The sequence below is a fragment of the Pseudonocardia sp. GCM10023141 genome (assembly GCF_042653605.1).
This window is the reverse complement of sequence record NZ_JBHSIR010000022.1, coordinates 1-23560: the sequence shown is the minus strand read 5'-3', so window position 1 is coordinate 23560 and position 23560 is coordinate 1. Positions and strand designations below refer to the sequence as shown.

General features: G+C 72.9%; 20 protein-coding genes and 1 pseudogene. 14 read left to right on the top strand and 7 right to left on the bottom strand.

Annotated features, from left to right (window positions below; all coding sequences use genetic code 11):
• Window positions 1-2 precede the first annotated feature (2 nt).
• Genes ACFPFQ_RS11410 through ACFPFQ_RS11395 form a run of 4 tightly spaced genes read left to right on the top strand, consistent with a single transcriptional unit; the run spans window position 3 to window position 3492 of the window.
• Complete coding sequence (locus ACFPFQ_RS11410) at window positions 3-371, top strand: gamma-glutamylcyclotransferase (RefSeq protein WP_379617664.1); 369 nt, start codon at window positions 3-5, stop codon at window positions 369-371.
• A complete protein-coding gene (gene allB, locus ACFPFQ_RS11405) occupies window positions 368-1672 on the top strand; it encodes an allantoinase AllB (RefSeq protein ID WP_379617662.1) in 1305 nt (434 codons plus the stop codon). Before ACFPFQ_RS11410 ends, allB begins: the two co-directional genes overlap by 4 nt.
• Before the next feature lies 1 nt (window position 1673).
• A complete protein-coding gene (gene alc, locus ACFPFQ_RS11400) occupies window positions 1674-2684 on the top strand; it encodes an allantoicase (RefSeq protein ID WP_379617660.1) in 1011 nt (336 codons plus the stop codon).
• Window positions 2685-2715: 31 nt separating this feature from the next.
• Window positions 2716-3492 carry a hydroxypyruvate isomerase family protein gene (locus tag ACFPFQ_RS11395; protein ID WP_379617658.1) on the top strand — a complete coding sequence of 259 codons (777 nt, stop codon included), beginning with the start codon at window positions 2716-2718 and terminating at the stop codon, window positions 3490-3492.
• A gap of 108 nt (window positions 3493-3600) precedes the next feature.
• Here ACFPFQ_RS11395 and ACFPFQ_RS11390 read toward each other — a convergent pair whose 3' ends face one another.
• Complete coding sequence (locus ACFPFQ_RS11390; protein ID WP_379617656.1) at window positions 3601-4758, bottom strand: ROK family protein; 1158 nt, start codon at window positions 4756-4758, stop codon at window positions 3601-3603.
• A gap of 176 nt (window positions 4759-4934) precedes the next feature.
• Here ACFPFQ_RS11390 and ACFPFQ_RS11385 point away from each other — a divergent pair, with 176 nt between their 5' ends.
• The 5 genes from ACFPFQ_RS11385 (at window position 4935) to ACFPFQ_RS11365 (ending at window position 10708) form a co-directional block, all read left to right on the top strand.
• Window positions 4935-6416, top strand: coding sequence for a sugar ABC transporter ATP-binding protein (locus ACFPFQ_RS11385; protein ID WP_379617837.1), 1482 nt, complete (start codon window positions 4935-4937; stop codon window positions 6414-6416).
• An 86-nt stretch (window positions 6417-6502) separates the two neighbouring features.
• Window positions 6503-7447 carry an ABC transporter permease gene (locus tag ACFPFQ_RS11380; protein WP_379617835.1) on the top strand — a complete coding sequence of 315 codons (945 nt, stop codon included), beginning with the start codon at window positions 6503-6505 and terminating at the stop codon, window positions 7445-7447.
• Window positions 7448-7467: 20 nt separating this feature from the next.
• Complete coding sequence (locus tag ACFPFQ_RS11375) at window positions 7468-8532, top strand: substrate-binding domain-containing protein (RefSeq protein WP_379617654.1); 1065 nt, start codon at window positions 7468-7470, stop codon at window positions 8530-8532.
• A 17-nt stretch (window positions 8533-8549) separates the two neighbouring features.
• Window positions 8550-9701 (top strand): Gfo/Idh/MocA family protein, encoded by a 1152-nt coding sequence (locus tag ACFPFQ_RS11370; RefSeq protein WP_379617833.1) that lies wholly within the window; start codon window positions 8550-8552, stop codon window positions 9699-9701.
• Entirely contained in the window at window positions 9701-10708 is a 1008-nt protein-coding gene (locus ACFPFQ_RS11365) for a sugar phosphate isomerase/epimerase family protein (RefSeq protein ID WP_379617652.1), read from the top strand. The genes ACFPFQ_RS11370 and ACFPFQ_RS11365 overlap by 1 nt, the downstream gene beginning before the upstream one ends.
• 258 nt (window positions 10709-10966) lie before the next feature.
• On the opposite strand, the gene ACFPFQ_RS11360 is transcribed toward ACFPFQ_RS11365, so the two are convergent.
• Both ACFPFQ_RS11360 and ACFPFQ_RS11355 read right to left on the bottom strand, forming a co-directional pair.
• Complete coding sequence (locus ACFPFQ_RS11360; protein ID WP_379617650.1) at window positions 10967-11359, bottom strand: alpha/beta fold hydrolase; 393 nt, start codon at window positions 11357-11359, stop codon at window positions 10967-10969.
• An 11-nt stretch (window positions 11360-11370) separates the two neighbouring features.
• The gene (locus tag ACFPFQ_RS11355; RefSeq protein WP_379617648.1) at window positions 11371-11832 is read right to left on the bottom strand and encodes a MarR family winged helix-turn-helix transcriptional regulator; all 462 of its coding nucleotides are present in this window, start codon (window positions 11830-11832) and stop codon (window positions 11371-11373) included.
• 79 nt (window positions 11833-11911) lie between these two features.
• Here ACFPFQ_RS11355 and ACFPFQ_RS11350 point away from each other — a divergent pair, with 79 nt between their 5' ends.
• The 3 genes from ACFPFQ_RS11350 (at window position 11912) to ACFPFQ_RS11340 (ending at window position 17962) form a co-directional block, all read left to right on the top strand.
• A complete protein-coding gene (locus tag ACFPFQ_RS11350; RefSeq protein WP_379617646.1) occupies window positions 11912-16054 on the top strand; it encodes an efflux RND transporter permease subunit in 4143 nt (1380 codons plus the stop codon).
• A 274-nt stretch (window positions 16055-16328) separates the two neighbouring features.
• Window positions 16329-17156, top strand: coding sequence for a uridine kinase (locus ACFPFQ_RS11345; RefSeq protein ID WP_379617644.1), 828 nt, complete (start codon window positions 16329-16331; stop codon window positions 17154-17156).
• 8 nt (window positions 17157-17164) lie between these two features.
• Entirely contained in the window at window positions 17165-17962 is a 798-nt protein-coding gene (locus ACFPFQ_RS11340; protein WP_379617642.1) for a molybdenum storage protein subunit alpha, read from the top strand.
• Between the two features lie 15 nt (window positions 17963-17977).
• Here the strand turns inward: ACFPFQ_RS11340 and ACFPFQ_RS11335 are convergent, their stop codons facing one another.
• A complete protein-coding gene (locus ACFPFQ_RS11335) occupies window positions 17978-19420 on the bottom strand; it encodes an MFS transporter (RefSeq protein ID WP_379617640.1) in 1443 nt (480 codons plus the stop codon).
• Between the two features lie 107 nt (window positions 19421-19527).
• Between ACFPFQ_RS11335 and ACFPFQ_RS11330 the strand changes: the two genes are divergently transcribed.
• Both ACFPFQ_RS11330 and ACFPFQ_RS11325 read left to right on the top strand, forming a co-directional pair.
• Complete coding sequence (locus tag ACFPFQ_RS11330) at window positions 19528-20118, top strand: helix-turn-helix domain-containing protein (RefSeq protein ID WP_379617638.1); 591 nt, start codon at window positions 19528-19530, stop codon at window positions 20116-20118.
• Window positions 20119-20248: 130 nt separating this feature from the next.
• Window positions 20249-21040, top strand: coding sequence for a hypothetical protein (locus ACFPFQ_RS11325; RefSeq protein WP_379617636.1), 792 nt, complete (start codon window positions 20249-20251; stop codon window positions 21038-21040).
• Between the two features lie 10 nt (window positions 21041-21050).
• Here the strand turns inward: ACFPFQ_RS11325 and ACFPFQ_RS11320 are convergent, their stop codons facing one another.
• The 3 genes and pseudogenes from ACFPFQ_RS11320 to ACFPFQ_RS11310 all read right to left on the bottom strand — a co-directional run.
• On the bottom strand, window positions 21051-22235 hold the full coding sequence (locus ACFPFQ_RS11320; RefSeq protein WP_379617634.1) for a PrsW family intramembrane metalloprotease: 1185 nt from the start codon (window positions 22233-22235) through the stop codon (window positions 21051-21053).
• Complete coding sequence (locus ACFPFQ_RS11315; protein WP_379617632.1) at window positions 22232-22903, bottom strand: hypothetical protein; 672 nt, start codon at window positions 22901-22903, stop codon at window positions 22232-22234. Before ACFPFQ_RS11315 ends, ACFPFQ_RS11320 begins: the two co-directional genes overlap by 4 nt.
• 123 nt (window positions 22904-23026) lie before the next feature.
• Window positions 23027-23560 (bottom strand): annotated as a pseudogene (locus ACFPFQ_RS11310) (hypothetical protein); the annotation flags it as partial.

The following is a 23560-nucleotide window of genomic DNA, read 5'->3' as shown; positions in this document are numbered from 1 at the left end:
GCATGTTCCTCAACGGCACGGCCATGTCCGGCCAGGCCGACCACCATCTCGTCGGCTCCGCCGAGCTCGTCGCGAAGACCACCACCGCACCGCGCTACCGCTTTCACGCGGTCGACGGCAGCTACCCGGCGCTGGAGGACGTCGGTGCGGGGGGCGCGGCCATCGTGGGCGAGGTCTACGAGATGGGCTACGAGCAGCTGCGCGAGGTACTGCTGCCCGGCGAGCCCGCCGGGCTGGAGCTGGGCGTGATCGAGCTGGCCGACGGCTCGGGCTCGCTGGCGATGATCCTGCGCGTCGAGTACCCCGCGCTGCCGCCGCTCACCGACATCTCGGAGCTGGCGAGCTGGCGCTCGCACCAGGACACGAAGTGATCGTCTTCCGCGCGCAGCGGGTGGTCGTCGACGGCGTCGAGCAGCCCGCTGCCGTGCTGGTGGTGGGGGAGAGCATCGAGGCGGTGCTGCCGGTCGACACGCTCGTCGACGCCCACGAGGTCGTGCTCGGCCCGGAGGAGGTACTGCTGCCCGGGCTGGTCGACACGCACGTGCACGTCAACGAGCCCGGCCGCACCGAGTGGGAGGGCTTCGCCACGGCCACCGCGGCTGCGGCGGCGGGCGGCGTCACCACGATCGTCGACATGCCGCTCAACTCGCTGCCCCCGACGCTGGACGTGGCGTCGCTCGACGTCAAGCGCACGGCGGCCGCCGGGCAGTGCCGCGTCGACGTCGGGTTCTGGGGCGGGGCGGTGCCCGGCAACGAGGGTCAGCTGCGCCCGCTGCACGACGCGGGCGTTTTCGGGGTCAAGTGCTTCCTCATCGACAGCGGCGTCCCGGAGTTCCCGGCGCTGCCCGACCCGTCGGCGGCGCTGCGTGCGGTGGCCGCGTACGACGGGCTGCTGATCGCGCACGCCGAGGACGGCGACCTGGTCGTGGACGCCACCGGGCGCCGGTACGCTGACTTCGTGGCCTCGCGGCCGGAGGCGTCGGAGTCCTCGGCGATCGCGCGGCTGCTGCGGCTGGCCGGGGAGACCGGGGCGCGGGTGCACGTCGTGCACCTGTCGGCGGCCGCCGCGCTGCCGATGCTCGCGGCGGCGCGGGCGTCGGGCGTGCGGGTGAGCGTCGAGACGTGCCCGCACTACCTCGCGCTGACCGCCGAGGAGGTGCCCGATGGTGACACCCGGTTCAAGTGCTGCCCGCCGGTGCGCGAGGCCGGCAACCGCGACGCGCTGTGGCATGGGCTGCGCGACGGCACCATCGACATGATCGTCAGCGATCACTCGCCGTGCACGCCCGATCTCAAGCGGCTGGAGACGGGCGACTTCGGCCAGGCGTGGGGCGGGATCGCGTCGCTGCAGCTGGGCCTGCCGGTGGTCTGGACGCAGGCGCGCGAGCGCGGCATCCCGCTGGCCGAGGTGGTGACGTGGATGTCGCACCGGCCGGCCGAGCTGGTGGGGCTGCACCGAAAGGGGCGCATCGCCGCAGGTCAGGACGCTGACCTGGTGGTGTTCGCACCCGAGCAGCCGTTCACCGTGGGGGAGCTGCGCCACCGCAACCCGATCACCCCCTATGCCGGACGCGACCTGCGCGGCGTCGTGCGCTCGACCTGGCTGCGCGGCGCGCCGATCGAGGACGAGGCACCGCCGCGGGGTCGGCTGCTCGTCCGAGGAGAGGACTGAGATGGATTCCGACCCGATGGACTTCCGGCAACTGCCCGACCTCGCGGTGCGGACACTGGGCGGTGGCGTCGTGTACGCCAACGACGAGGCGTTCGCGGCACGGGAGAACCTGATCTCGCCCGGACCGGCGGCGTTCGACCCGTCCGACTTCGGGCACAAGGGCAAGGTCTACGACGGCTGGGAGACCCGGCGGCGTCGGGAGTCCGGGTTCGATACGGCGATCGTGCGGCTGGGGGCACCGGGCGTCGTGCGTGGCGTGGTGATCGACACGTCGTGGTTCACCGGCAACTACCCGCCGGAGGTGTCGCTGGAGGGGCTCGCGGTCGCGGGGCAGCCGTCGGTGGCCGACCTGCTGGCCGCCCGGCGGTGGGAGCCGCTGCTGGCGCGCGCCGCGATCAAGGGCGACACGGCGAACGCGTTCGCGGTGACGAGCGAGCGGCGGGTCACGCACGTCCGGTTGCGGATCTTCCCCGACGGCGGTGTCGCGCGCCTGCGCGTGCACGGCGAGCCGCTGCCCGACCCGGCGCTGCTCGACGCGCTCGGCACCGTGGACCTCGCCGCGATGGAGTTCGGCGGCAGGGTCACCGGCTGCTCCAACCTGTTCTACAGCTCGCCGAACAACCTGCTGCTGCCCGGTCCGCCGCGGTCGATGGCCGAGGGGTGGGAGACCGCCCGGCGTCGCGACGACGGCAACGACTGGGTGGAGGTGGCGCTGGCGGGTGAGTCGACGATCGCCGTCGCCGAACTCGACACCACCTACTTCCTGCACAACGCCCCCGGCTGGGCGACGCTGCGGGGGAGGGTGGGGGCGGGGGAGTGGTTCCCGCTGATCCCCCGCACCGCGCTGTCGCCCGACACCCGGCACCGCATCGTGCTGCGCGACGTCCCGGCCGTCGACGCCGTGCGCCTGGACATCCACCCCGACGGGGGCATGGCCCGGTTGCGGCTGTTCGGCGCCCTCACCCCGGGCGGCCGGGAAGCCCTCGGTGGGCGCTGGATGCGCGCCGTCTGACCGACTGGCCACCCACACCGAAGGACCTCGCATGCCGCTGCCCTATGCCGTCAACTGCTCGATCCTGTTCACGGAGCTGCCGCTGCTCGAGCGGCCCGCCGCCGCTGCCGCCGCCGGCTTCGACGCCGTCGAGTTCTGGTGGCCGTTCCCCACCGCGGCCCCCGGCGACGCCGAGGTCGAGGCCTTCGCCCGCGCCGTCGAGGACGCCGGCGTCGCGCTGGTGGGCATGAACCTCACCGGCGGCGACATGGCCGCGGGCGAGCGCGGGCTCGCCTCGCTGCCGGGGCGGGAGCGGGAGTTCCGCGACAGCGTCGACGTCGCCGCGGGACTCGGGAAGCGGCTGGGCATCGAGGTGTTCAACGCGCTCTACGGCAACCGCGCCGAGGGCGTCGATGCTCGCGACCAGGACGACCTCGCCGAGCAGAACCTCACCCGCGCGGCTGCCCTGCTCCCCGGCACGGTGGTGATCGAGCCGCTCAGCGGCGTCGCGACCTACCCGTTGCGCACCGCCGCCGACGCGCTCGCCGTCATCGACCGGGTCGGGGCGCCGAACGTCGCGCTGCTGTTCGACCTGTACCACCTGGCCGTCAACGGCGACGACCTCGCCGCGGTCATCGCCGACCACGCCGCGCGGATCGGGCACGTCCAGATCGCCGACGCGCCCGGCCGGCACGAGCCCGGCACCGGCACCATCCCGTTCGACCGCTACCTCGCCGCGCTCACCGGCGCCGGCTACTCGGGCCGCATCGCGCTGGAGTACCTCCCGACCACCACCACGGAACGGGCCTTCGACTGGGTGCGCAGCTGAGGCGGTACTCGCCCGCCCCCCGCACGTCAGGAGGGCCACCCTGCTGACGTTGAACGTCGGGAGGGCCACCTTCCTGACGTCCGGCGGCTCGAGCGGGCGCCAGCCGTCTCACCGCGCCGTCAACGTCCCGATCGACTCCGCCGAGAGCACCCGCTCGATCCCCAGCACCGTGGCCCCGGCCAGCCCGGCGTACTCGCCGAGCACGCTGTTGGTGAGCACCAGGTTGCGGGTGGCCAGTGGCAGCGCGCGCTGGTAGACCACGCTGCGCACCCCGGCGAGCAGCTCGTCGCTCGCCGCGGTCAGCGACCCGCCGATCGTCACCCGCGCCGGGTTGTAGAAATGCACCAGCGTCGCGACGAGCTCGCCGATCAGCCCGGCAGCGTCGCGCACCACGGCCAGTGCGGTGGGGTCGCCGCGGCCCAGCCGCGTGCGCAGCTCGTCGATCGACGTGACGCCGGGCCCGAGCCGCCGCACGATCGCCGACGCCGACGCGACGGCCTCGATGCACCCGACGTTGCCGCACACGCAGGCGTCGTCGGGGGCGCCGCGCACGCGGACGTGCCCGATGTCGCCCGCCGCCCCGTCGGCGCCGTGGTGCAACACGCCCTCCCGCGTGATCAGCCCGCCGCCGATCCCCGTGCCGACCTTGACGAACAGCAGCGGCACCTGGTCGGCGGGCAGCGCGCGGGCCTCCCCGAGCGCCCGCAGGTTGACGTCGTTCTCCAGCACCGTCGGGCACCCGAAGGTCTGCTGCAGCCGCGCGGAGACCGGGTAGGCGTGCCACCCCGGCATGATCGGGGGACGCACGGGGATGCCGAGCTGCCCGTCGACGGGCCCGGGTAACCCGATGACCATGGCGCGCACCGGGGCGCCGCCGCCCACCTGCGCCAGCAGATCGGTGAGCTGGGTCTCCACCGCTCGGAGTACGGCGTCCGGGCCGTCCAGGACGTCGACGTCGACGTGGGTGTGGGCGAGCACCCGCTGGCTGAGGTCGACCACCGCGAGGTGCGCGCCGCGGGCGCCGACGTCGGCGAGCAGCACGAGCCCACCGCCGGGGGAGAGCGCGAGCCGGTCGGCCGGTCGCCCCCGCCCCGCGGTCGGGCGCAGCCCGTCGTGGCGCAGGATCCCCCTGGCGAGCAGCTCGTCGACGACCGCACCGACGGTGGTGCGGGCGAGCCCGGCAGCCGGCACCAGGTCGGCCCTGCTCACGGCCGCACCGGACGCCACGAGGCGGGCGACGGTGCTCAGCGTGATGCCCGGATCCACGCGACCGCTGATGGGCGGTGCGCTCAGCCGCAGGGCCGGCAGGGGTGGCGGTGTCGGTATCACGGCTCGATTTCGTCGGATATTTAGCGTGAAGTGTCATTATTCGGTCGTTGTACGGCGCTGGTCAACGCTCCTACCGTGCCCCCGTGACACCTCCGATGGCTGGCTTGCTGACGATGCGCGGCATCGTCAAGCAGTTCCCCGGGGTCCGGGCGCTCGACGGCGTCGACCTCGACGTCGACGCCGGTGAGGTGCACTGCCTGCTCGGCCAGAACGGCGCCGGCAAATCGACGCTGATCAAGGTGCTGGCCGGCGCCCACCGCCCCGACGAGGGCGCCCTCACCCTCGCCGGCGTGCCCGTCGCGTTCTCCGCGCCCCACGCCGCCGACGCCGCGGGCATCGCCACCATCCACCAGGAGCTCGATCTCGTCCCGGGCCTCTCGGTGGCCGAGAACGTGGTGCTCGGCCACGAGCCCGCCCGCTTCGGCTTCACCCGCCCGCGCGACGCCGAGCACGTCACCCGCGCGCTGCTGCGGCGACTCGGCCACCCGGAGATCCCGCCCCGCCGCGAGCTCGGCCGGCTCTCGGCCGCAGGCCAGCAGGTGGTGAGCATGGCCCGCGCGCTCGCCAGGGACGCGCGCCTGATCGTGATGGACGAGCCGTCGGCGGTGCTCGACCCCGACGAGGTGCAGAACCTGTTCCGCGTGATCCGCGAGCTGACGGCCGAGGGCGTCGCGGTGGTCTACATCTCCCACCGGCTCGAGGAGATCCGCGAGATCGGCGATCGCGTCACCGTGCTCAAGGACGGCCGGACGGTCGCCCGCAACCTCCCCGCCCGCACCACCCCGACCGCCGACGTCATCCGGCTGATGACCGGCCGGTCGCTCGAGTACGCGTTCCCACCGCGGGAGGAGGCGCCCTTCGGTGACGTCGTGCTGGACGTCACCGGGCTCGGCCGGGCCGGCGAGTTCTCGGACGTGTCCTTCACGGTGCGCGCCGGTGAGGTGATCGGGCTGGCCGGGCTGGTCGGGTCGGGCCGCTCGGAGATCCTCGAGACGGTCTACGGTGCCCGCCGCGCGACCACGGGCACCGTGCACGTGCGCGACCGCGCGCTGCGCCCGGGTTCGGTGCCGGCCGCGGTCCGCGCCGGCATGGGGCTGTGCCCGGAGGAGCGCAAGAGCCAGGGCCTGCTCATGGCCGAGCCGGTGGCGCGCAACGTCTCGCTGCCGGCGCTGGCGCGGTTCTCCCGTGGCGGCTTCCTGGGGCGCGACGCCGAGCTGGTCGCGGCCGGTGCCGTCACCGCCCGCCTCGACGTGCGCCCGGCCGACCCGACCCGCCCGGTCAACACGCTGTCCGGCGGCAACCAGCAGAAGGTGGTGCTGGCGCGCTGGCTCCTGCAGGGCTGCTCGGTACTGCTGCTCGACGAGCCGACGCGCGGCGTCGACGTGGGCGCGCGCTCGGAGATCTACGCGCTGATCCGGCGCCTGGCGGCCGACGGCGTCGCGATCGTGCTGGTGTCGAGCGAGGTGCCCGAGGTGCTGGGGCTGGCCGACCAGGTGCTCGTCGTGCGGGAGGGCCGGATCGTGCACGCGGCCCCGAGCTCCGAGCTGGACGAGAGCCGCGTGCTCGACCTCGTGATGGAAGGGACCACCTCGTGAGTGACCCGATCACCGCCGTGCCGGCGGCCGACGAGCGCGCGCGCGTGGAGCGCGCCGCCGAGGCGCGCGCGTCGACGCTCGCGCGCGTGCTCGACAGCGGCGCGGGACGCAACCTCGGACTCGTCGCGGTGCTGGTGATCCTCGGCATCGTCGGGGTCAGCACCGCCGACACGTTCCTGACCGCGTCGAACCTCGTCACGATCCTCACCCAGGCCTCGATCATCGGCGTGATCACCGTCGGGGTCACGTTCGTGATCATCGGCGGCGGCATCGACCTGTCGGTGGGGAAGGTGATGGCGCTCGCGTCGGTGTGGGCCACCACCGTGGCGACGCAGTCGTACGGCCCGTTCGTGATGATCTTCTGTGCGCTCGCTGTCGGTGCCGGTGCCGGCCTGGTCAACGGCCTGCTGATCGCCTACGGCCGGATCGTGCCGTTCATCGTCACGCTCGCGATGCTCATCACCGCGCAGGGCCTCGCGGAGCGGATCTCGGGGCGGCGCAGCCAGATCGTGACCGACCCTGCCATCGTCGCGATCGCCAACACGCGGCTGCTGGGCATCCCGCTGCTGGTCTACATCTTCGCGGCGGTGGTGGCCGTGGGCTGGGTGGTGCTCAACCGCACGACGTTCGGCCGCCGGACGTTCGCCATCGGCGGCAACCCGGAAGCGGCCCGGCTGGCCGGGCTCGACGTCAAGCGGCACACGATCCTGCTCTACGTCGTGTCCGGGCTGTGCTGCGGCATCGCCGCGATCATGATCGCCTCGCTCACCACGACCGGGTCGAGCACCCACGGCACCCTCTACGAGCTCGACGCCATCGCCGCGGTGATCATCGGCGGCACCCTGCTCACCGGTGGGCGCGGCACGCTGATCGGCTCGATCCTCGGCGTGCTCGTGTTCACCACCATCACCAACCTGTTCGTCCTCAACAACCTCGACACCGAGGTCCAGAACATCGCCAAGGGCGTGATCATCGTCGTCGCGGTGCTGATCCAGACCCGTGCACGGCGCTCGTCAGCCGATCGATCGTGACCACAGAAGGAGTGCCCGTCATGTCCGAAACCCTTCCCGCACTGGGGCGGCGGGGTCTGCTGGCCGGCGTCCTCGGCGTCGGTGCCACCGCAGCACTCGCCGCCTGCACGAGCAACGCGCCGCCCGCCGCCGCCGGTGGCGGGGCGAACGTCGCCGCCGCCACCGGCAGCAACGCGGCCGCGGGCAAGGCCGTGACCATCGGCTTCTCGGCTCCGGCGGCCGACCACGGCTGGATCGCCGCGATCGCGAACAACGCCAAGGCGCAGGCCGGGCAGTTCCCCGACGTCACGTTCGAGGCGGTGAATCCCACCAACGACATCACCGCGCAGATCGCGGCCGTCGACACGTTGATCACCAAGAAGGTCAGCGCGCTGGTGATCCTGCCCAACGATGGCAGCCAGCTCACCACGCTGGGGCGCAAGGCGATGGCGGCCGGGATCCCGGTGATCAACCTGGACCGGATCTTCGACTCGCCGCTGGCGTACCGCACCTGGATCGGCGGCGACAACTACGGCATGGGCGTGAGCGCCGGCACCTACATCGGCGAGCAGCTCAAGGCCAAGGGCGTGACGAACCCGGTGATCGCCGAGATCGCCGGCATCGACAACCTGCCGCTGACCCAGGCGCGCTCGAAGGGCTTCGCCGACGCACTGAAGTCCTACGGCTTCACCGTCGGGCCGCGCCAGGCCGCCGACTTCACCGCGCAGGGCGGCCAGAAGGTCGCCGCCAACCTGCTGCAGGCCGCCCCGAAGATCGACGCGCTGTGGAACCACGACGACGACCAGGGCATCGGCGTGCTGGCCGCGATCAAGCAGGTGGGGCGCAGCGAGTTCTTCATGGTCGGCGGCGCCGGCTCGGCCAACGCCATGCGAGACATCAAGGCCGACAACACCGTGCTGAAGGCGACCGTCACCTACAGCCCGTCGATGGCGTCGTCGGCGATCGCGCTGGCCCGGCTGGTGGCGCAGAACAAGGGGATGGGCGACCTCGTGGAGAAGGAGGTCCCCACCTCGATCACGCTGGCCTCGGCCACGATCACGAAGGACAACGTGGACACCTACCTGCCGCTGGGCTTCGAGTCGTGACCGCGCTGGGGGTGGGGATGGTGGGCTACGCCTTCATGGGCGCTGCCCACTCCCAGGCGTGGCGCACGGCCGGCCGGTTCTTCGACCTGCCGCTGGCTCCGGACATGGCCGTACTGTGCGGGCGGGACGCGGCGGCGGCCCAGGCCGCCGCCACCAAGCTCGGCTGGCGCAGCGTCGAGACCGACTGGAAGCAGCTGCTCACCCGCGACGACGTGCAGCTCGTCGACATCTGCACGCCGGGCAACACCCACGCGGAGATCGCGATCGCCGCGCTGGACGCCGGCAAGCACGTGCTGTGCGAGAAGCCGCTCGCCAACACCGTCGGCGAGGCGCGGGCGATGGTCGCGGCGGCCGAACGCGCGCGGGCGCGCGGGGTGCGCAGCATGGTGGCGTTCAACTACCGGCGAACCCCCGCGGTCGCGCTGGCGCAGCGGCTGGTGGAGCAGGGCCGCATCGGCACGGTGCGCCACGTGCGGGCGGTCTACCTGCAGGACTGGATCGTCGACCCGGAGTTCCCGCTGGTCTGGCGGCTGCAGAAGGACAAGGCCGGGTCCGGGGCGCTGGGCGACATCGGCGCGCACATCGTCGACATGGCGCAGTTCGTGATCGGGGACCGGCTCGCCGGGGTCAGCGCGCTGACCGAGACGTTCATCAAGGAGCGGCCGATCGCGGGGGCGTCGAGCGGGCTGTCGGCGTCCGCGTCGGAGCAGCGCGGGGCCGTCACCGTCGACGACGCGGCGCTGTTCGTCGGCCGCTTCACCGGCGGCGCGCTGGCCAACTTCGAGGCCACCCGGTTCGCGACGGGACGCAAGAACGCGCTGCGGCTGGAGGTCAACGGCAGCGCGGGCTCGCTCGCGTTCGACTTCGAGCGGATGAACGAGCTGGAGTTCTTCGACGGCGCCGATGACCCGGACACGGCGGGCTTCCGCCGGATCCTCGTCACCGAGCCGACCCACCCGTACGCGGGCGCGTGGTGGCCCCCGGGGCACGGGCTGGGCTACGAGCACACGTTCACCCACGAGATCGCCGATCTCGTGCGCGACCTCGGCGCGGGCACCGACCCGTCACCGTCGTTCGCCGACGGGCTGCAGGTGCAGCTCGTGCTCGACGCCGTGTCCCGCTCGGCGGAGGGTGGCAGCAGCTGGCAGTCGATCGAGGAGGTTGCGTAGTGGCACGGCCGATCACGCTGTTCACCGGGCAATGGGCCGACCTGCCGTTCGAGGAGGTGGCGCGGCTGGCGGGGGAGTGGGGCTACGACGGCCTGGAGATCGCCTGCTGGGGTGATCACTTCGACCCGTGGGCGGCGGTCGAGGACGACTCCTATGTCCAGGGCCGGCTCGACATCCTCGCCAAGCACGGCCTGTCGGTGTACGCGATCTCCAACCACCTCACCGGCCAGGCCGTTTGCGACGACCCCATCGACGCGCGCCACCAGGGCATCGTGCCGGCCCGGGTCTGGGGCGACGGCGAGCCCGAGGGGGTGCGGCAGCGCGCGGCCGAGGCCATGAAGACCACGGCGCGGGCGGCGGCGAAGCTGGGCGTGGACACGGTCATCGGGTTCACCGGATCGTCGATCTGGAAGACCGTGGCGATGTTCCCGCCGGTGCCGCAGTCGATGATCGACGACGGCTACCGCGACTTCGCCGAGCGCTGGAACCCGATCCTCGACGTGTTCGACGAGGTCGGCGTGCGGTTCGCGCACGAGGTGCACCCCTCGGAGATCGCCTACGACTACTGGACGACGGTGGCCGCGCTCGAGGCGATCGGGCACCGGGAGGCGTTCGGGCTCAACTGGGACCCCAGCCACTTCGTGTGGCAGGACCTCGATCCCGTCGGGTTCCTGTGGGACTTCCGCGACCGGATCTACCACGTGGACTGCAAGGATGCGAAGCGCCAGGTCGGCAACGGCCGCAACGGCCGGATGGGCTCGCACCTGGCGTGGGCCGACCCGCGCCGCGGCTGGGACTTCGTGTCCACCGGCCACGGTGACGTCCCGTGGGAGGCGTGCTTCCGGATGCTGAACACGATCGGCTACACCGGCCCGATCTCCGTGGAGTGGGAGGACGCGGGCATGGACCGGCTGGTCGGGGCGCCCGACGCGCTGGCGTTCGTGCGGCGCGCGGCCTTCGACCCGCCCTCGGCGGCCTTCGACGCGGCGTTCAGCAGCGGCGGCTGAGGGGCGGCGGAGCGACGTCAGGACGGTGGCCTTACGGCAACGAGGGTCGGGCCACTCACCCTCGCGTTGCAGGAAAGCCACTTTCCTGCAACGCAAGAGCCCGCCGCCGCGCCGGGCGAGTGATCAACGCCCACAGGTTCCGGTTCGATCATGAGCCAGTACGCGCTCGGCGGCGAACGCGCTGATCAACGCCCACTGGCTCATGGTCAACACCGAACCAGTGGGCGTTGATCACCCGCACCCCCCGCCACCGTGATGTCACGTTCCCAAGCCTGCGCGTGGGGCGGGCGCGTGATAGCCCGATAGGGAGGTCGGCGGGAGGGCACACCCCCCTCCTGTTGATCTGCCGGCCCGGTGAGGGCGCCTGAAGCCGGGGAACACTGCCCCGTGAGCGGCGGCGCCCCGGACGGTCGCGACGACCGCGGCCACGTCGTCGGCGGTGGTGATCCCGCTCATACCGCTGGGTGCCGTGGCGAGCCGGTCGGCGTCCGGTGTGCCGCGGTATCCGGTCGGGATCGTGGCGCCGAAACCGTGCCCGGGAAGGTCGACGGCGACCGCGCGGTGCCCGTGCAGGGTGAGCTGGGTGGCGGTCGGGCTCCAGACCCCTGCGTTGCCGAACGCGCCGTGGACGAGGACGAAAGTGGTGGTCATCGCCCGCCTTCCTAGCGGATGTCCGCCTCCAGTGCCGCTCGCAGGGCGTCGAGGCCGATGGCGAGGCCGCGCAGCGCGTCGATGTCGATGCTGCCGAGCAGCCGCCTGCGCCGTTCCTGTCCCGCCGACTGGATGCCGGCCAGCAGGTCGCGGCCCTCGTCCGACAGTGCGGCCCGGTGCACCCTGCGGTCCTGCGGGTCACGGGTGCGTGCGACGAGACCGCGGCGCACGAGCCGGTCGACGAGCCCGGTGACGGTGGCCAGCCCGACCGCCAGCGCCTGGGCGAGCTCGCTCTGGGCGTGGGGCCCGTCGGCGCCCAGCAAGAGCAGGACGCGCAGCTGCTGCATGGTGAGACCGCTGTCGAACAAGGGGCTCTGGCCGCGGGCCAACGTGCGCTGCAGCTCGGCCTCCGTGGCGGTGACGGCCGCGATGAGGCGCTCCCGCTCTGGATCACCGGAACCGCTCACGTTCACCCCCTGGAACCTTCCCGACTCAGTGAAGTCTCAGCAAGTCGGTGAAGGTTTGTCTCAGGCATAGTATTCACTCGGGTCCATGACCTGGCTTGCCCGCCTCAGCGTTGCCAACCGCGCGATCGTCGGATTGGTGACCGTGCTCGTCATCGCCTTCGGCGTGATCAGCACGACCTCGTTGCGGCAGGAACTCCTGCCCTCGCTCGACCTGCCGGTCGCCACGGTGGTGACGCCCTACCCCGGCGCGTCGCCCGAGGTGGTGGAGCAGCAGGTGACGAAGCCGGTCGAGAACGCCGTCGGGAAGCTGAAGGGCGTCACCGACACGCACTCCACCAGCACCGGCGGCACCTCGGTGGTCACGCTGAACCTCGAGTACGGCACCGACCTCACGGCGTTCTCCACGCTGGCCGAACGGGCGGCGCAGGGCGCGCGGCTGCCCACCGATGTGACGCCGACGGTGGTCACCGGCGGCACCGACAGCCTGCCCGTCGTGCAGCTGGCGGTGTCGTCGAACCTGCCGGCCGACCAGGTCGCCGGGATCCTGCGCGACCGCGTGCGGCCGCTGCTGGCCGGGCTCGACGGCGTCAAGGACGTGACGCTGTCGGGCATCAGCGCACCGCAGGTCACCATCCAGGTCGACCCGGCCGCGCTCGCGGCCAAGGGCATCTCCCCGACGGCGATCTCCACGCTGCTGCAGCAGAACGGCGTGCGCGTGCCGGCAGGGCAGCTCACGCCCGACACCAACCCGCTGACGGTCGAGGTCGGCGCCACCATCACCACCGTCGACCAGCTGCGCGACCTCTACCTCACCCCGGCCGCGAGCACCGCCGCCACCCCGACCGCTGCCGCCCCGACCGCCGGCACCGGGCGCACGGCCACCCCCGCCCCGACCGGCCGCACCGCCACCGCAGCGGCGCCCGCGGCTCCCGTCCGGCTCGGTGACGTCGCCACGATCACCGAGGCCCCCGCACCCGCCACCGGCTACACCCGCACCAACGGCGTAACGAGCATCGGCATCAGCGTCACCAAGAACGAGGACGCCAACACCGTCACGGTGGCTCACACCGTGCGCGACGCCCTGCCGCAGGTGACCGACGCGATCGGCGGCGCCGCCCAGAACGCGCAGGCCACGGTCGTGTTCGACCAGGCCCCGTTCATCGAGCAGTCGGTGGAGGACCTCACCACCGAGGGCCTGCTCGGCCTGCTGTTCGCGGTGCTGGTGATACTCGGGTTCCTGCTGTCGGTGCGGGCGACGCTCGTGACCGCGGTGTCGATCCCGCTGTCGGTGCTCATCGCCATGATCGTGCTCAACGTCGGCGGCTACACCCTCAACATCCTCACGCTCGGCGCGCTCACCGTGGCTATCGGGCGGGTGGTCGACGACTCCATCGTCGTCATCGAGAACATCAAGCGCCACATCGGCTACGGCGGGCCCCGCCGTCCCGCGATCCTCACCGCCGTGCGTGAGGTGGCCGGTGCCATCACCGCCTCCACGATCACCACCGTCGCGGTGTTCGCGCCGATCGGGCTGGTCGGCGGCCAGGTGGGTGAGCTGTTCCGGCCGTTCGCGGTCACGGTCACGGCGGCGCTGCTCGCGTCGCTCGTCGTCTCGCTGACGGTGGTTCCGGTGCTCGCCTCGCTGCTGCTGCGACGCCCCACGGTGATCGAGCCGCGGCCCGAGGACGTCCCCGCCGGGGCCGTGCCCGTCCGCACCCGGCTGCAGCGCGGTTACCTTCCGGTGCTGCACGCCGCGATCGCGCGCCCGGTGATCGCGCTCGGCATCGCCGTGGTGATCCTCGTCGGCACGTTCGCACTGGTGCCGCTGATGAAGACCAACTTCCTCGGCGACGCGGGCGGCAACACACTGTCGGTGCGCCAGGAGCTCGCACCGGGTGTCGGTCTGCCCGCGGCCGACGCCGCCGCCCAGCGCGTCGAGAAGGTGGTCGAGGCGACCCCGGGCGTCGCGAGCTACCAGGTGACGGTCGGCTCGCCGGCAGGCGCGTCGGGCGGGTTCGCCCCGCCCGGCCAGTCGGCGTCGACGGCCACCCGGTTCGCGGTCACGCTCGACGCCGACGCCGACTCCACGAAGGTCGCCGACGACATGCGGGCCCGGCTGACCGGGCTGGGCGGCACCGACGAGGTCGGCACGCTCACCGTCGCGGGCGGGCAGGGCGGGTTCGGCAGCAGCCAGCTCGCCGTCGACGTCCGCGCCGACGACCCGGCCGTGCTCGCCACGGCCGCCGACCAGGTGGAGAAGGCCGTTGCGGCCATCCCCGGCGCGGTCGAGGTGCGCAACAACCTGGCGGCCGCCCAGCCCGTGGTCGACGTCGCCGTGGACCGCCGCAAGGCCGCCGACGCGGGCCTCACCGAGGCCCAGATCGGGCAGTCCGTGGCCACTGCGCTGCGCGGATCGACCGTCGGCACCCTCACGATCGGCGGCGTCGACCAGAACGTGGTGCTGCGCACCGGCACGGCCCCGGCCGACCTGGCCGCGCTGCAGGCGCTGCCACTGACCACGGCCCGCGGGCCGGTCGCGCTGCGTGACGTCGCGAGCGTGACGCAGACCAGCACCGCACCCAGCATCAGCCACACCGACGGCACCCGCAGCGCCCAGATCACGGCGCGGCCCGCTGCCGACGACCTCGGCGCCGTCACGACCGACCTGCGCACGACCCTCGACGACCTGCGGCTGCCGGCCGGGGCGAGCGCCCAGATCGGCGGCGTCAGCCAGCAGCAGTCCGACGCGTTCAGCCAGCTCGGCCTCGCGCTGCTGCTCGCGGTCGCGGTGGTCTACCTCGTCATGGTGATCACGTTCCGCAGCCTGCTGCAGCCGTTGCTGCTGCTCGTCGCGATCCCGTTCGCGGCCACCGGGGCGCTGGGGCTGCTGCTGCTCACCGGCACGCCGCTGGGTGTCCCGGCGCTGATCGGCATGCTGATGCTCATCGGCATCGTCGTGACGAACGCGATCGTGCTCATCGATCTGGTGAACCAGTACCGGCGGCGCGGCGCCACCGTGTCCGACGCCGTCACCGAGGGCGCGGCGCAGCGGTTGCGGCCGATCCTCATGACGGCCGTCGCCACGATCTTCGCGCTGCTGCCGATGGCCTTCGGGCTCACCGGCGGGGGCGGGTTCATCTCGCAGCCGCTGGCCGTCGTCGTGATCGGCGGGCTGGTGTCGTCGACCCTGCTGACGCTGGTGCTCGTGCCGGTCCTGTACGTGCTGGTCGAGCGGGTGCGGGGGCGCCGCGCCGCCAACCGCCCGGTGGACACGGAGCAGGAGCAGGAGCAGGAGCAGGAGCAGGAGCAGGAGCAGGCGACGGTCGCGGAGTACGTCGCCGCAGTGGCCCCGGTCGCGGCGGTATCGGCCCCGGTCCCAGCGGCTCCGGTTGCCGCCGTGGCGCTCGCCGCCCCGGCCCCGGCACCGGCTCCCGAACCGGAGCAGGTACCGGCCGGGCCCGCGGTGTGGGGCGTGATCACCGGGCACGACGGTCACCCCCTGCCGGGCGCGGTGGTGTCGGTGTTCGACACCGCCGGGGTGCAGCGGGCCAGCAGCCCGTCCGGCCCGCAGGGGCGCTTCGTGCTCGACCTCCCGGTGGCGGGGGAGTACCTGGTGGTGGCGCAGTTCGAGGGCCGCGAGCCCACGGCGGAGTGGGTGCAGGCACCCGTCCGCCGCGAGATCCGCGTGGAGGCGCCCGCGGTGGTCGCGGGCACCGTCCGCCAGTCCGGCGGTGCCGGGGTGTCCGCGCTCGTCACGATGATCGACATGGCCGGTGAGCGCGTGGCCGGAACCCGGGCGGACGCCGCCGGTCGCTACCGCATGGGCCAGGTGCCCAGCGGCGAGCTGCACCTGGTCGTCGCGATGCCCGGCGGGCCGTCGGTGGCGCAACGGGTGACCGTGCCCACCACGGGCACCGTGCGGTGCGACGTCACCGTGCCGGCGAGCGGCGTGCTGACCGGCACCGTCCGCTCGGGTGCCGGGCACGGGGTGAGCGACGCGGTCGCCACCGTCACCGACGAGACCGGCGCCGTGGTGGCCACCGGCCGCACGGAGTCCGACGGCTCCTTCCGCGTCAGCGGCCTGCCCGACGGCACCTACACCGTGACGGCCGCGGTCGGCACCCCTGCGGTGCAGGCCGTCCGGGTGCGCGACGGCGCGGTCACCACCGCGGAGTTCGAACTCGGCGACCCCACGGCGCCCCGGCACGCGACCAACGGCCACCAATGACCCGTCGAGAACGACGTTGCCATGATCATCAGGGCCTGTTGATCACGACAACGTCGTTCTCGACGGGGTTGTGGGGCAGATCACCGGTTCGGGCGAGCGGGGCGCGGTCGCGGCGTGGTGGATCGGCCGTGGCCGCCTCCGCGGGGAGAGGCACTGATCGGGGCCGCTTCGGCGGTTGGCGGGGTGTGTCGAGCTGGTGCCCGGCGGTGCCGCGGGCCGCTAGGGTGAGCGATCGGTGCAGGTCAGAGACGGTACGGATCGGGAGTGGAATCGAATGGCTGGAGACATCGCAGAGGGCAGCGTGTCGGCGCTCGCCGCGCTGCTGATGGAGCGCTCGCTCGACGATCCGGAGCTGCAGCGTGCCAGCGATGACGCACCGGATCACCGGATCCTGCCCGACGTCACGGTCGTCAAGGTCGGTGGCCAGAGCCTCATGGACCGCGGTGCGGCGGCGGTGCTGCCGGTGGTCGCCGAGCTCGCCGACGTCATCCGCACCCACCGGCTGCTGATCGGCACCGGCGGCGGCACGCGGGCCCGCCACGCCTACTCGCTCGCGGCCGAGCTCGGGATGCCGACCGGTGTGCTCAGCGAGGTCGGCTCGGCGGTCGCCGGTCAGAACGCGCAGATGCTGGGCTACCTGATGGCGCGCCACGGCGTGCCGGTGGTCGGCGCCGCGGCGTTCAGCGCGCTGGCGCTCTACCTGCGCGAGTCCGGCGCGGCGATCTTCGCGGGCATGCCCCCGTACGACATGTGGCAGCCCGTTCCCGCCACGGGCGTGATCCCGCCCTACCGCACGGACGCCGGCTGCTACCTGGTCGCCGAGACCTACGGCTGCGCCGACATGATCTACATCAAGGACGAGGACGGCCTCTACACGGCCAACCCCAAGACCGACCCGGCCGCCACGCTGATCCCCGAGATCACCGTGGACGAGCTGATCGGACTCGACCTCCCCGACCTCGTGGTGGAGCGCCCGCTGCTCGAGCTGATGCGCAACGCCCGCCACGTCCGGTCCATCCAGATCGTCAACGGGCTCAAGCCCGGCACGATCACCCGCGCCGTCAACGGCGAGCACGTCGGCACCCTGATCACGGCTGCGTGAGGACGATCATGACCAACACACTTGCCGCCAAGGACGTCCCCTCCGCGCTCATGCGCCAGACCCTGCTCGACCGCGAGCTGGTGAAGCCGATCGAGCGTCCCGTGATCCGGCTGCTGCCCTGGCTCGAGGTCGTGACGCTGGGCGGCCGCGCCATCATCGACCGGGGACGCGACGTCGTGCTCCCCGTGGTCGACGAGCTGCGCGCACTGCTGCCCGAGCACCGCATGCTCATCCTCACCGGCGCCGGCATCCGGGCCCGCCACGTCATGGGCGTCGGCCTGGACCTGGGCCTGCCCACCGGCGTGCTCGCCGGGCTCGCCGCCGTCGAGGCCGAGCAGAACGGGCACCTCGTCGCCGCGCTGCTCGCAGCCGAGGGTGTGTCCTACCTGTCGCACGCCACCGTGGCCCACCAGCTGGCCACCCACCTCGCGGCCTCGCCTGCGGCGGTGTCCAACGGCTTCCCGCCCTACGGGCTGCACGAGTTCCCGCCCGCCGTCGGCAAGCTGCCGGTGCACCGCAGCGACTCCGGCGCGTTCCTGCTCGCCGACGCCTACGGTGCCGCGCGGCTGGTCTACGTCAAGGACGTGGACGGCGTGCTCGACGGCGACGATCTCGTGCCCCGCATCAGCGCGTCGGAGCTGCAGGCGCTCGGGCCGGCGGCGTCGCCGGTCGACCCGATCGTGCTCGAGCTCATCGGTCGGGCGAAGCACCTGCGCGAGATCCGCATCGTCAACGGGCTGGTGCCCGGCTCGATCACGAAGGCGCTGGCCGGCGAGCAGGTCGGCACCCTCGTCGTCGCCGGCTGAGACTGCGGCAGCCGGTCAACCGACGATCGTGTGCCGGGCGTGGACGCGGCCGCCCGCGACCAGCCCGATCGCTGCGACGATCAGGGCTGCGACGACGATCAGGGCCGCCACGGCGAAGGTGACCCGCATGGCGGTCGCGGCGGCGTCGGGACCGGCCGTCGTGATGTCGGCGGTGCCCGCTGCGTAGGCGAACAGGGCGCCCATGACCGAGGCCCCGGTGACGAGGCCGAGGTTGCGCGACAGGTTCAGCATGCCGGAGACGACACCGCGCTGGTCCGCGGCGACGCCGGCCATGACCGCGGTGTTGTTGGCCGTCTGGAACACCGCGTAGCCGGCGGTGGTGACGGCGATCGGCACGAGGTAGCCGACGACGCCCACCCCGGACGGCAGCAGGGCCAGCGAGGCAGCGCCGACCACGATCCCGGCGAGGCCCGCGATCGTCATGCGCTGCACGCCGATGCGATCGGCGATGCGGCCTGCGGGCACTCCGGTCAGTGCCGCGACGACCGGGCCGACCGACAGGACGAGCCCGACCGGCGCGGCCCCGAGCCCGAGCGTGCGTGCGAGGTAGAACGGGCCGACCACCAGCGTCGCCATCATCACCGTCGAGACCAGCGTGCTCGACGTGAGGCTCGCGCTCAGCACGAGGTCGCGGAACAGGGGCAGCCGGATCAGCGGTGATGCCACCCGGGCCTCGGTCCGGACGAACACCGCGACCCCGATCGCGGCCACCGCCAGCAGGGCGACGGTGCGGATCGCGGAGCCGCTGCCGACGGTCATGGCGAGCGCGTAGGCCGCGAGCGTCAGCGCCAGCACCAGCGTGCCCACGCCGTCGAAGTGGCTGCGTGCGGAGGCCGCGGGCCGGTCGGGGGGCAGGTGGCGCAGCGCGATCAGCAGCGTGGCGACACCCAGTGGTACGCCGGCGAGGAAGATGGCCCGCCAGCCGAACCCGGCGATCAGCACGCCGCCGAGCGACGGCCCCAGCGCGGTGCCGATCGCCGACGTGGTGCCGAGCAGCCCCATGGCGCTGCCGGTGCGCTCCTTCGGCACCGTGTCGCCGACGAACGCCATGGTCAGTGCCATCATCACGGCGGCCCCGACGCCCTGCGCGGCCCGCGCGGCGATGAGCACCCACAGCTCGGCGGCGACCCCCGACAGCACGGACGCCGCCGTGAACAGGCCGATCCCGGCGAGCAGCAGCCGGCGACGCCCGATGATGTCCCCGAGCCGGCCGACGCTGACGATCAGGGTCGTGACGCCGAGGAGGTAGGCCAGCACGATCCACTGGACCTGCGGGAACGTGGCGTCGAAGGCCTGCGCGAGCGTGGGGAGCGCGACGTTGGCGATGCTGGTGCCCAGCGAGGACAGCAGCATCGACAGTGCCAGCGCGGCGAGCACCCACCGCACCGACGCTCCTGCGGTCCGGGAGGTGGGGCTTCCTGCGGGACCGGATCTCATCGGGAACTCCGTTCGGGGTGCGGGCTCATGCTGCGGAGGGTGCGCCCGCGGGGTGCGCAGCGGCAACTTCCGTTGCTGTTTCCGGGACGGCGCGGTGGAATGGCCGCATGGACTCACCCCCGGCACACCAGGCCGTTCTCGACGAGGTCGGGCCGCGGCTGCGGCGGCTGCGGGATCAGCGGGGCCTCACCCTGGCCGCGCTCGCCGGCGCGACCGGCATCTCCAAGAGCACGCTGTCTCGGCTGGAGTCCGGACAGCGCCGTCCCAGCCTGGAACTGCTCCTGCCGCTCGCGAGCGCCTACCAGGTGCCGCTCGACGACCTCGTCGGCGCTCCGGAGGTGGGCGACCCGCGGGTCCGGCTCACCCCCCGCAGGCTGGCCAGCGGGGGCACGTTCGTGCCGCTGTCACGCCGGCCCGGCCCGCTCCAGGCCTACAAGCTGATCATCCCCGACCGGGGTGAACCGGAGTTCCGCACCCACGAGGGCTACGAGTGGCTCTACGTGCTGGACGGCAGGCTGCGCGTCGTGCTCGCCGAGCACGACCTGGTGCTCGGCGCGGGCGAGGTCGCCGAGTTCGACACCCGGGTGCCCCACTGGTTCGGCAGCGCCGACGGCAGGCCGGTGGAGATACTGAGCCTGTTCGGGAGACAGGGGGAGCGCATGCACGTGCGCGCGAAACCGCGCGCGAATTCCTCGTAGGCCGACGGCCTACCAGCCTCCGCGGCACGCTGATCGTCGCGGTCGGTGGGTGGTCGCGCGTCGGGTGGCCGGGCGAGCCGTCGCCGGTAGTCTCGCACCGTCGCGACCCGTGCCGGAGGAGCGTGCGGCCATGGATCTCGAGAACGACGCGGACGGCAGCGGCGCGGTGCTCGCCTCCGACACCCACGTGGTGCTCTGGATGCTGGGTGCCTTCGTCGTCACCTTCGCGATCACCCGCGCCATCACCCATCTCATCCGTCGCGGACGCGGTCCGTTCCGCGACATGTCGGTCGGTGGTGTGCACCTCCATCACCAGGTGTTCGGGATCTTCCTCCTGCTCGGTGCCGGGACCGTCGAGTTCGCCTACCGCCCCGGCAGCCCGTGGCTGGAGGTGCTCGCGGTCCTCTTCGGCGTCGGTGCCGCGCTCACGCTCGACGAGTTCGCGCTGTGGTTGCGGCTGGACGACGTCTACTGGGGCCCGGAGGGGCGGCGCTCGGTCGACGCCGTGCTCCTCGCCGTGCTCGTCGGGGTCATGATGCTGCTCGGGCTCTCGCCCTTCGACCAGGACACGAGCGACGGTGAGGTCGTGCTCGGGATCAGCATCGCGGTCAACGTCGTCTTCGTGCTCGGAGCGATCCTGAAGGGACGAACCGTGCTCGCGGTGACCGGGCTGTTCGTCCCGCTGGTCGCGTTCGTCGCCGTCTGCAGGCTGGCCCGCCCGGGATCGATGTGGGCGCGCCGCTGGTACGCCGAGGGCTCTCGCAGGCGCAGCCGGTCACGTCGCCGGTTCCCCGAGGGCCGCCGCGAGCGCTGGGACGCACTCGTGGACCTCTTCGCGGGCAAGCCGGCAGCCATCGACTCCGCCACCACCGCGCCACCACCTCCTCCCGGTGAGGAGACATCCCGGCGGACGCCTGCGTGAGGGCAGGCAGCTAGTCGGGCCCGGGGCCAGAAAGGGTGCGGAGCCGGCCGATCTCGGCGCGGGCGTGGTCCACCCGCGCGGTTTCCCGTCCGCCTCCGCGGGCGAGTTCCGCGGCGAGGTCGCTGACGGCGTGCATGACGTGTCGCTCGGCACGGTGGTGCTCGGCCTGCCGGATGTGGCGGCGGCGGGCGCGGAAGCCGCCGCTGACGGCGAGGAGTTCGGCCTCGGTGATGATGCCGCCTTCGACCTCGGGGCCGAGGATGTCCCGCATCCAGGCCTGTTCGCGTGGAGCGGCGAGCCGGAAGGTCGCCCACAGCAGCAGCAGGCCGATGATCGGGAGCAGCAGCCAGTCGAGTACGAGCGGCCCGAGGGGGCCGGCGAGTAGCGTCCCGAGGGCGACCGCGTTGTCCCAGCAGGAGTGCAGCACGGTCACGGCGAGGATGAGCAGCGCGCCGCGCACCCGGTGGCGGCTGTCGCGGCCGAGGAGCCAGCCGAGCCCGGCGCAGTAGACGGCGCTGAACAGGACGTGCTGGAAGAGTCCGACGAAGCCGCGGTTGGTCAGGGTGCTGACCGCGGCGCTGATCTGGTTGGTGCCGTGCGAGCCGGCGGCGCCGTTGACGACGTAGATGATGTCCTCGGCGATCTGCAGGCCGAGCCCGGAGTAGGCGCCGATGATCAGGCCGTCGTAGGCGCTGTTGACCAGGCGCGGCGCCAGTCCGACGACGAGCACGAGTGCGGTGGCCTTGATGATCTCCTCGGTGAAGGGGGCGGTGAGCCCGGCGGCCCAGTTCTGGCCGAACGCCGGGCCGAAGGCCTTGCTGTAGAGCGAGAGGATCGCCGGGTTGCCTTGCAACCCCATCCAGAACGTGCCGGCGACGAAGGACCAGATGAAGGCCAGTACCAGCGGTCGACCCGGGATCGACGTGTAGCGGTTGTGGTAGTGCAGGAGCAGCAGCCACGGCACCGTGTAGATGCCGAAGAGCAGGATGCCGCTGCCCAGGGCCACTCCGTACTGCCCGGCGGGAACCAGGTACTGGATCATGTGGATGGCGCCGGCGGCAAGGCCCCACAGGAGCACCCAGAAGCAGAGGTTGCGGGGCTGGACCAGGTGGAAGGGTGTGCCCCACCCGGATTCGTGGATCGCCAGGAACCGGCGGTCCATCGCCTCCCCGGTGGGGGCGGTGTGCGCGCTCATCGTCCCTCACCTCGGGCCACGCTACGGAGGGTCCGTTCGACGTCGGGGTTCACCACGTCCGTGGCGTTGCCACTCCCGGAGACCCGGATGACGACGCCGGTCGGGCGCTGGGAGGCATCGGCGGGCGGGACGGCGATCACGGCGACGATCCCGGTGGTGGATGGCGAACTCCACCGCTGCGTCACGCCGGTGCGGCCGCTGTCGGTGATGAGGTGCACCGGATCGCCGTCGACGCGCAGTCCGGCCCCCTGGTCGGAGCCGGCGATGTCGTCGGTGACCGTGGTCAGCAGCGCCTCGACGCCGCCGGGGAGTGCCTCGGCCGTCAGCACCATCGTCACACCCGCATCGGTGAGCTCCGCCACGGGAGCGGGCCCGGCGACGGTCCGCTCGCCCACCCGGACACCGTTGACCAGCTGCCAGCCGACCGGAGGCGTCACGACCAGCTGCGGACCCAGCGCCACGCGATCGCCTGCCGCGATCGCGTTGTCCCACGGGACCGCATCGTTGATGAACGGGATCACCCCGGACAGCAGGATCCCGACCACCGCGACCGCGAGGCCCGGCAGGAGGCTCTGTCGATCGAGGCCCAGCCGGCGACGCTCGACCGGAACCCAGCCGTCGGGCGGACCGCCATCCTCGACCGAGGACGTGTGCAGGACATGGGACATGGCCATCCGCCTGTCACGCAGCGCCCGCACCTCCCGCGCAGACGAGGGAAGGCGACGCTAGCAACATCATCCCGAAATGTCCCGAAAGGGCATTGCCCTGCCCCGATCGGGAGTGCGCTCCTTCTAGCCGCCGAGGAGTGCGCCCAGCGTGTCGGTGACGAGCCCGGTGACCGCGCCGAGCGCGCCACCCTTGTCTGCGCCGTGCTGGTCGGACGCGCCCTGACGGTCGGTCGAGCCGCTGCCATCGGAGTTGCTGCCGTCGGACTGCTCCGCGGGTGCCGAGCGCGGGAACGGTGAGGGGCGCCAGTCCGGGTCGGTGGCGGCAGCGTTGGGGGTAGCGTCCCCGGATCCGGCGCTGTCCCCGGTTCCGTTGTCGCCGGAAGCGCCCTGGTCCGGTGCCGCCGGGGGTGCGGTTTCGACGGGTGCGAGCTCAGGATTCGTCGGGGCCGCGATGTTCGGGGCGGGTGTTGCCGCCTCGGGTGCGGGGGCCTCGGGTGCGGGGGCCTCGGCTGCTGGGGCATCCGGCGCGGGAACATCGGGTGCGACCGGTGCCGCCGCTGCCAGCGGCGCGGGCTCCTCGCCAGGCGCAGGTGCCGGCGCGGCGGCGGGCGCAGGCGCGGGTGCGGGCGCGGCGGCGGGCGCAGGCGCGGGCGCGGG

Excerpts from the sequence above, each read along its gene's own strand:
- ACFPFQ_RS11395 (WP_379617658.1), top strand. The coding sequence starts at position 2,716 with ATGCCGCTGCCCTATGCCGTCAACTGCTCGATCCTGTTCACGGAGCTG.
- ACFPFQ_RS11375 (WP_379617654.1), top strand. The coding sequence starts at position 7,468 with ATGTCCGAAACCCTTCCCGCACTGGGGCGGCGGGGTCTGCTGGCCGGC.
- ACFPFQ_RS11345 (WP_379617644.1), top strand. The coding sequence starts at position 16,329 with ATGGCTGGAGACATCGCAGAGGGCAGCGTGTCGGCGCTCGCCGCGCTG.
- ACFPFQ_RS11350 (WP_379617646.1), top strand. The coding sequence starts at position 11,912 with ATGACCTGGCTTGCCCGCCTCAGCGTTGCCAACCGCGCGATCGTCGGA.
- ACFPFQ_RS11370 (WP_379617833.1), top strand. The coding sequence starts at position 8,550 with ATGGTGGGCTACGCCTTCATGGGCGCTGCCCACTCCCAGGCGTGGCGC.
- ACFPFQ_RS11385 (WP_379617837.1), top strand. The coding sequence starts at position 4,935 with ATGCGCGGCATCGTCAAGCAGTTCCCCGGGGTCCGGGCGCTCGACGGC.
- ACFPFQ_RS11410 (WP_379617664.1), top strand. The coding sequence starts at position 3 with ATGTTCCTCAACGGCACGGCCATGTCCGGCCAGGCCGACCACCATCTC.
- alc (WP_379617660.1), top strand. The coding sequence starts at position 1,674 with ATGGATTCCGACCCGATGGACTTCCGGCAACTGCCCGACCTCGCGGTG.
- ACFPFQ_RS11315 (WP_379617632.1), bottom strand. The coding sequence starts at position 22,903 with ATGTCCCATGTCCTGCACACGTCCTCGGTCGAGGATGGCGGTCCGCCC.
- ACFPFQ_RS11360 (WP_379617650.1), bottom strand. The coding sequence starts at position 11,359 with ATGACCACCACTTTCGTCCTCGTCCACGGCGCGTTCGGCAACGCAGGG.
- ACFPFQ_RS11330 (WP_379617638.1), top strand. The coding sequence starts at position 19,528 with ATGGACTCACCCCCGGCACACCAGGCCGTTCTCGACGAGGTCGGGCCG.
- ACFPFQ_RS11320 (WP_379617634.1), bottom strand. The coding sequence starts at position 22,235 with ATGAGCGCGCACACCGCCCCCACCGGGGAGGCGATGGACCGCCGGTTC.
- ACFPFQ_RS11335 (WP_379617640.1), bottom strand. The coding sequence starts at position 19,420 with ATGAGATCCGGTCCCGCAGGAAGCCCCACCTCCCGGACCGCAGGAGCG.
- ACFPFQ_RS11325 (WP_379617636.1), top strand. The coding sequence starts at position 20,249 with ATGGATCTCGAGAACGACGCGGACGGCAGCGGCGCGGTGCTCGCCTCC.
- ACFPFQ_RS11340 (WP_379617642.1), top strand. The coding sequence starts at position 17,165 with ATGACCAACACACTTGCCGCCAAGGACGTCCCCTCCGCGCTCATGCGC.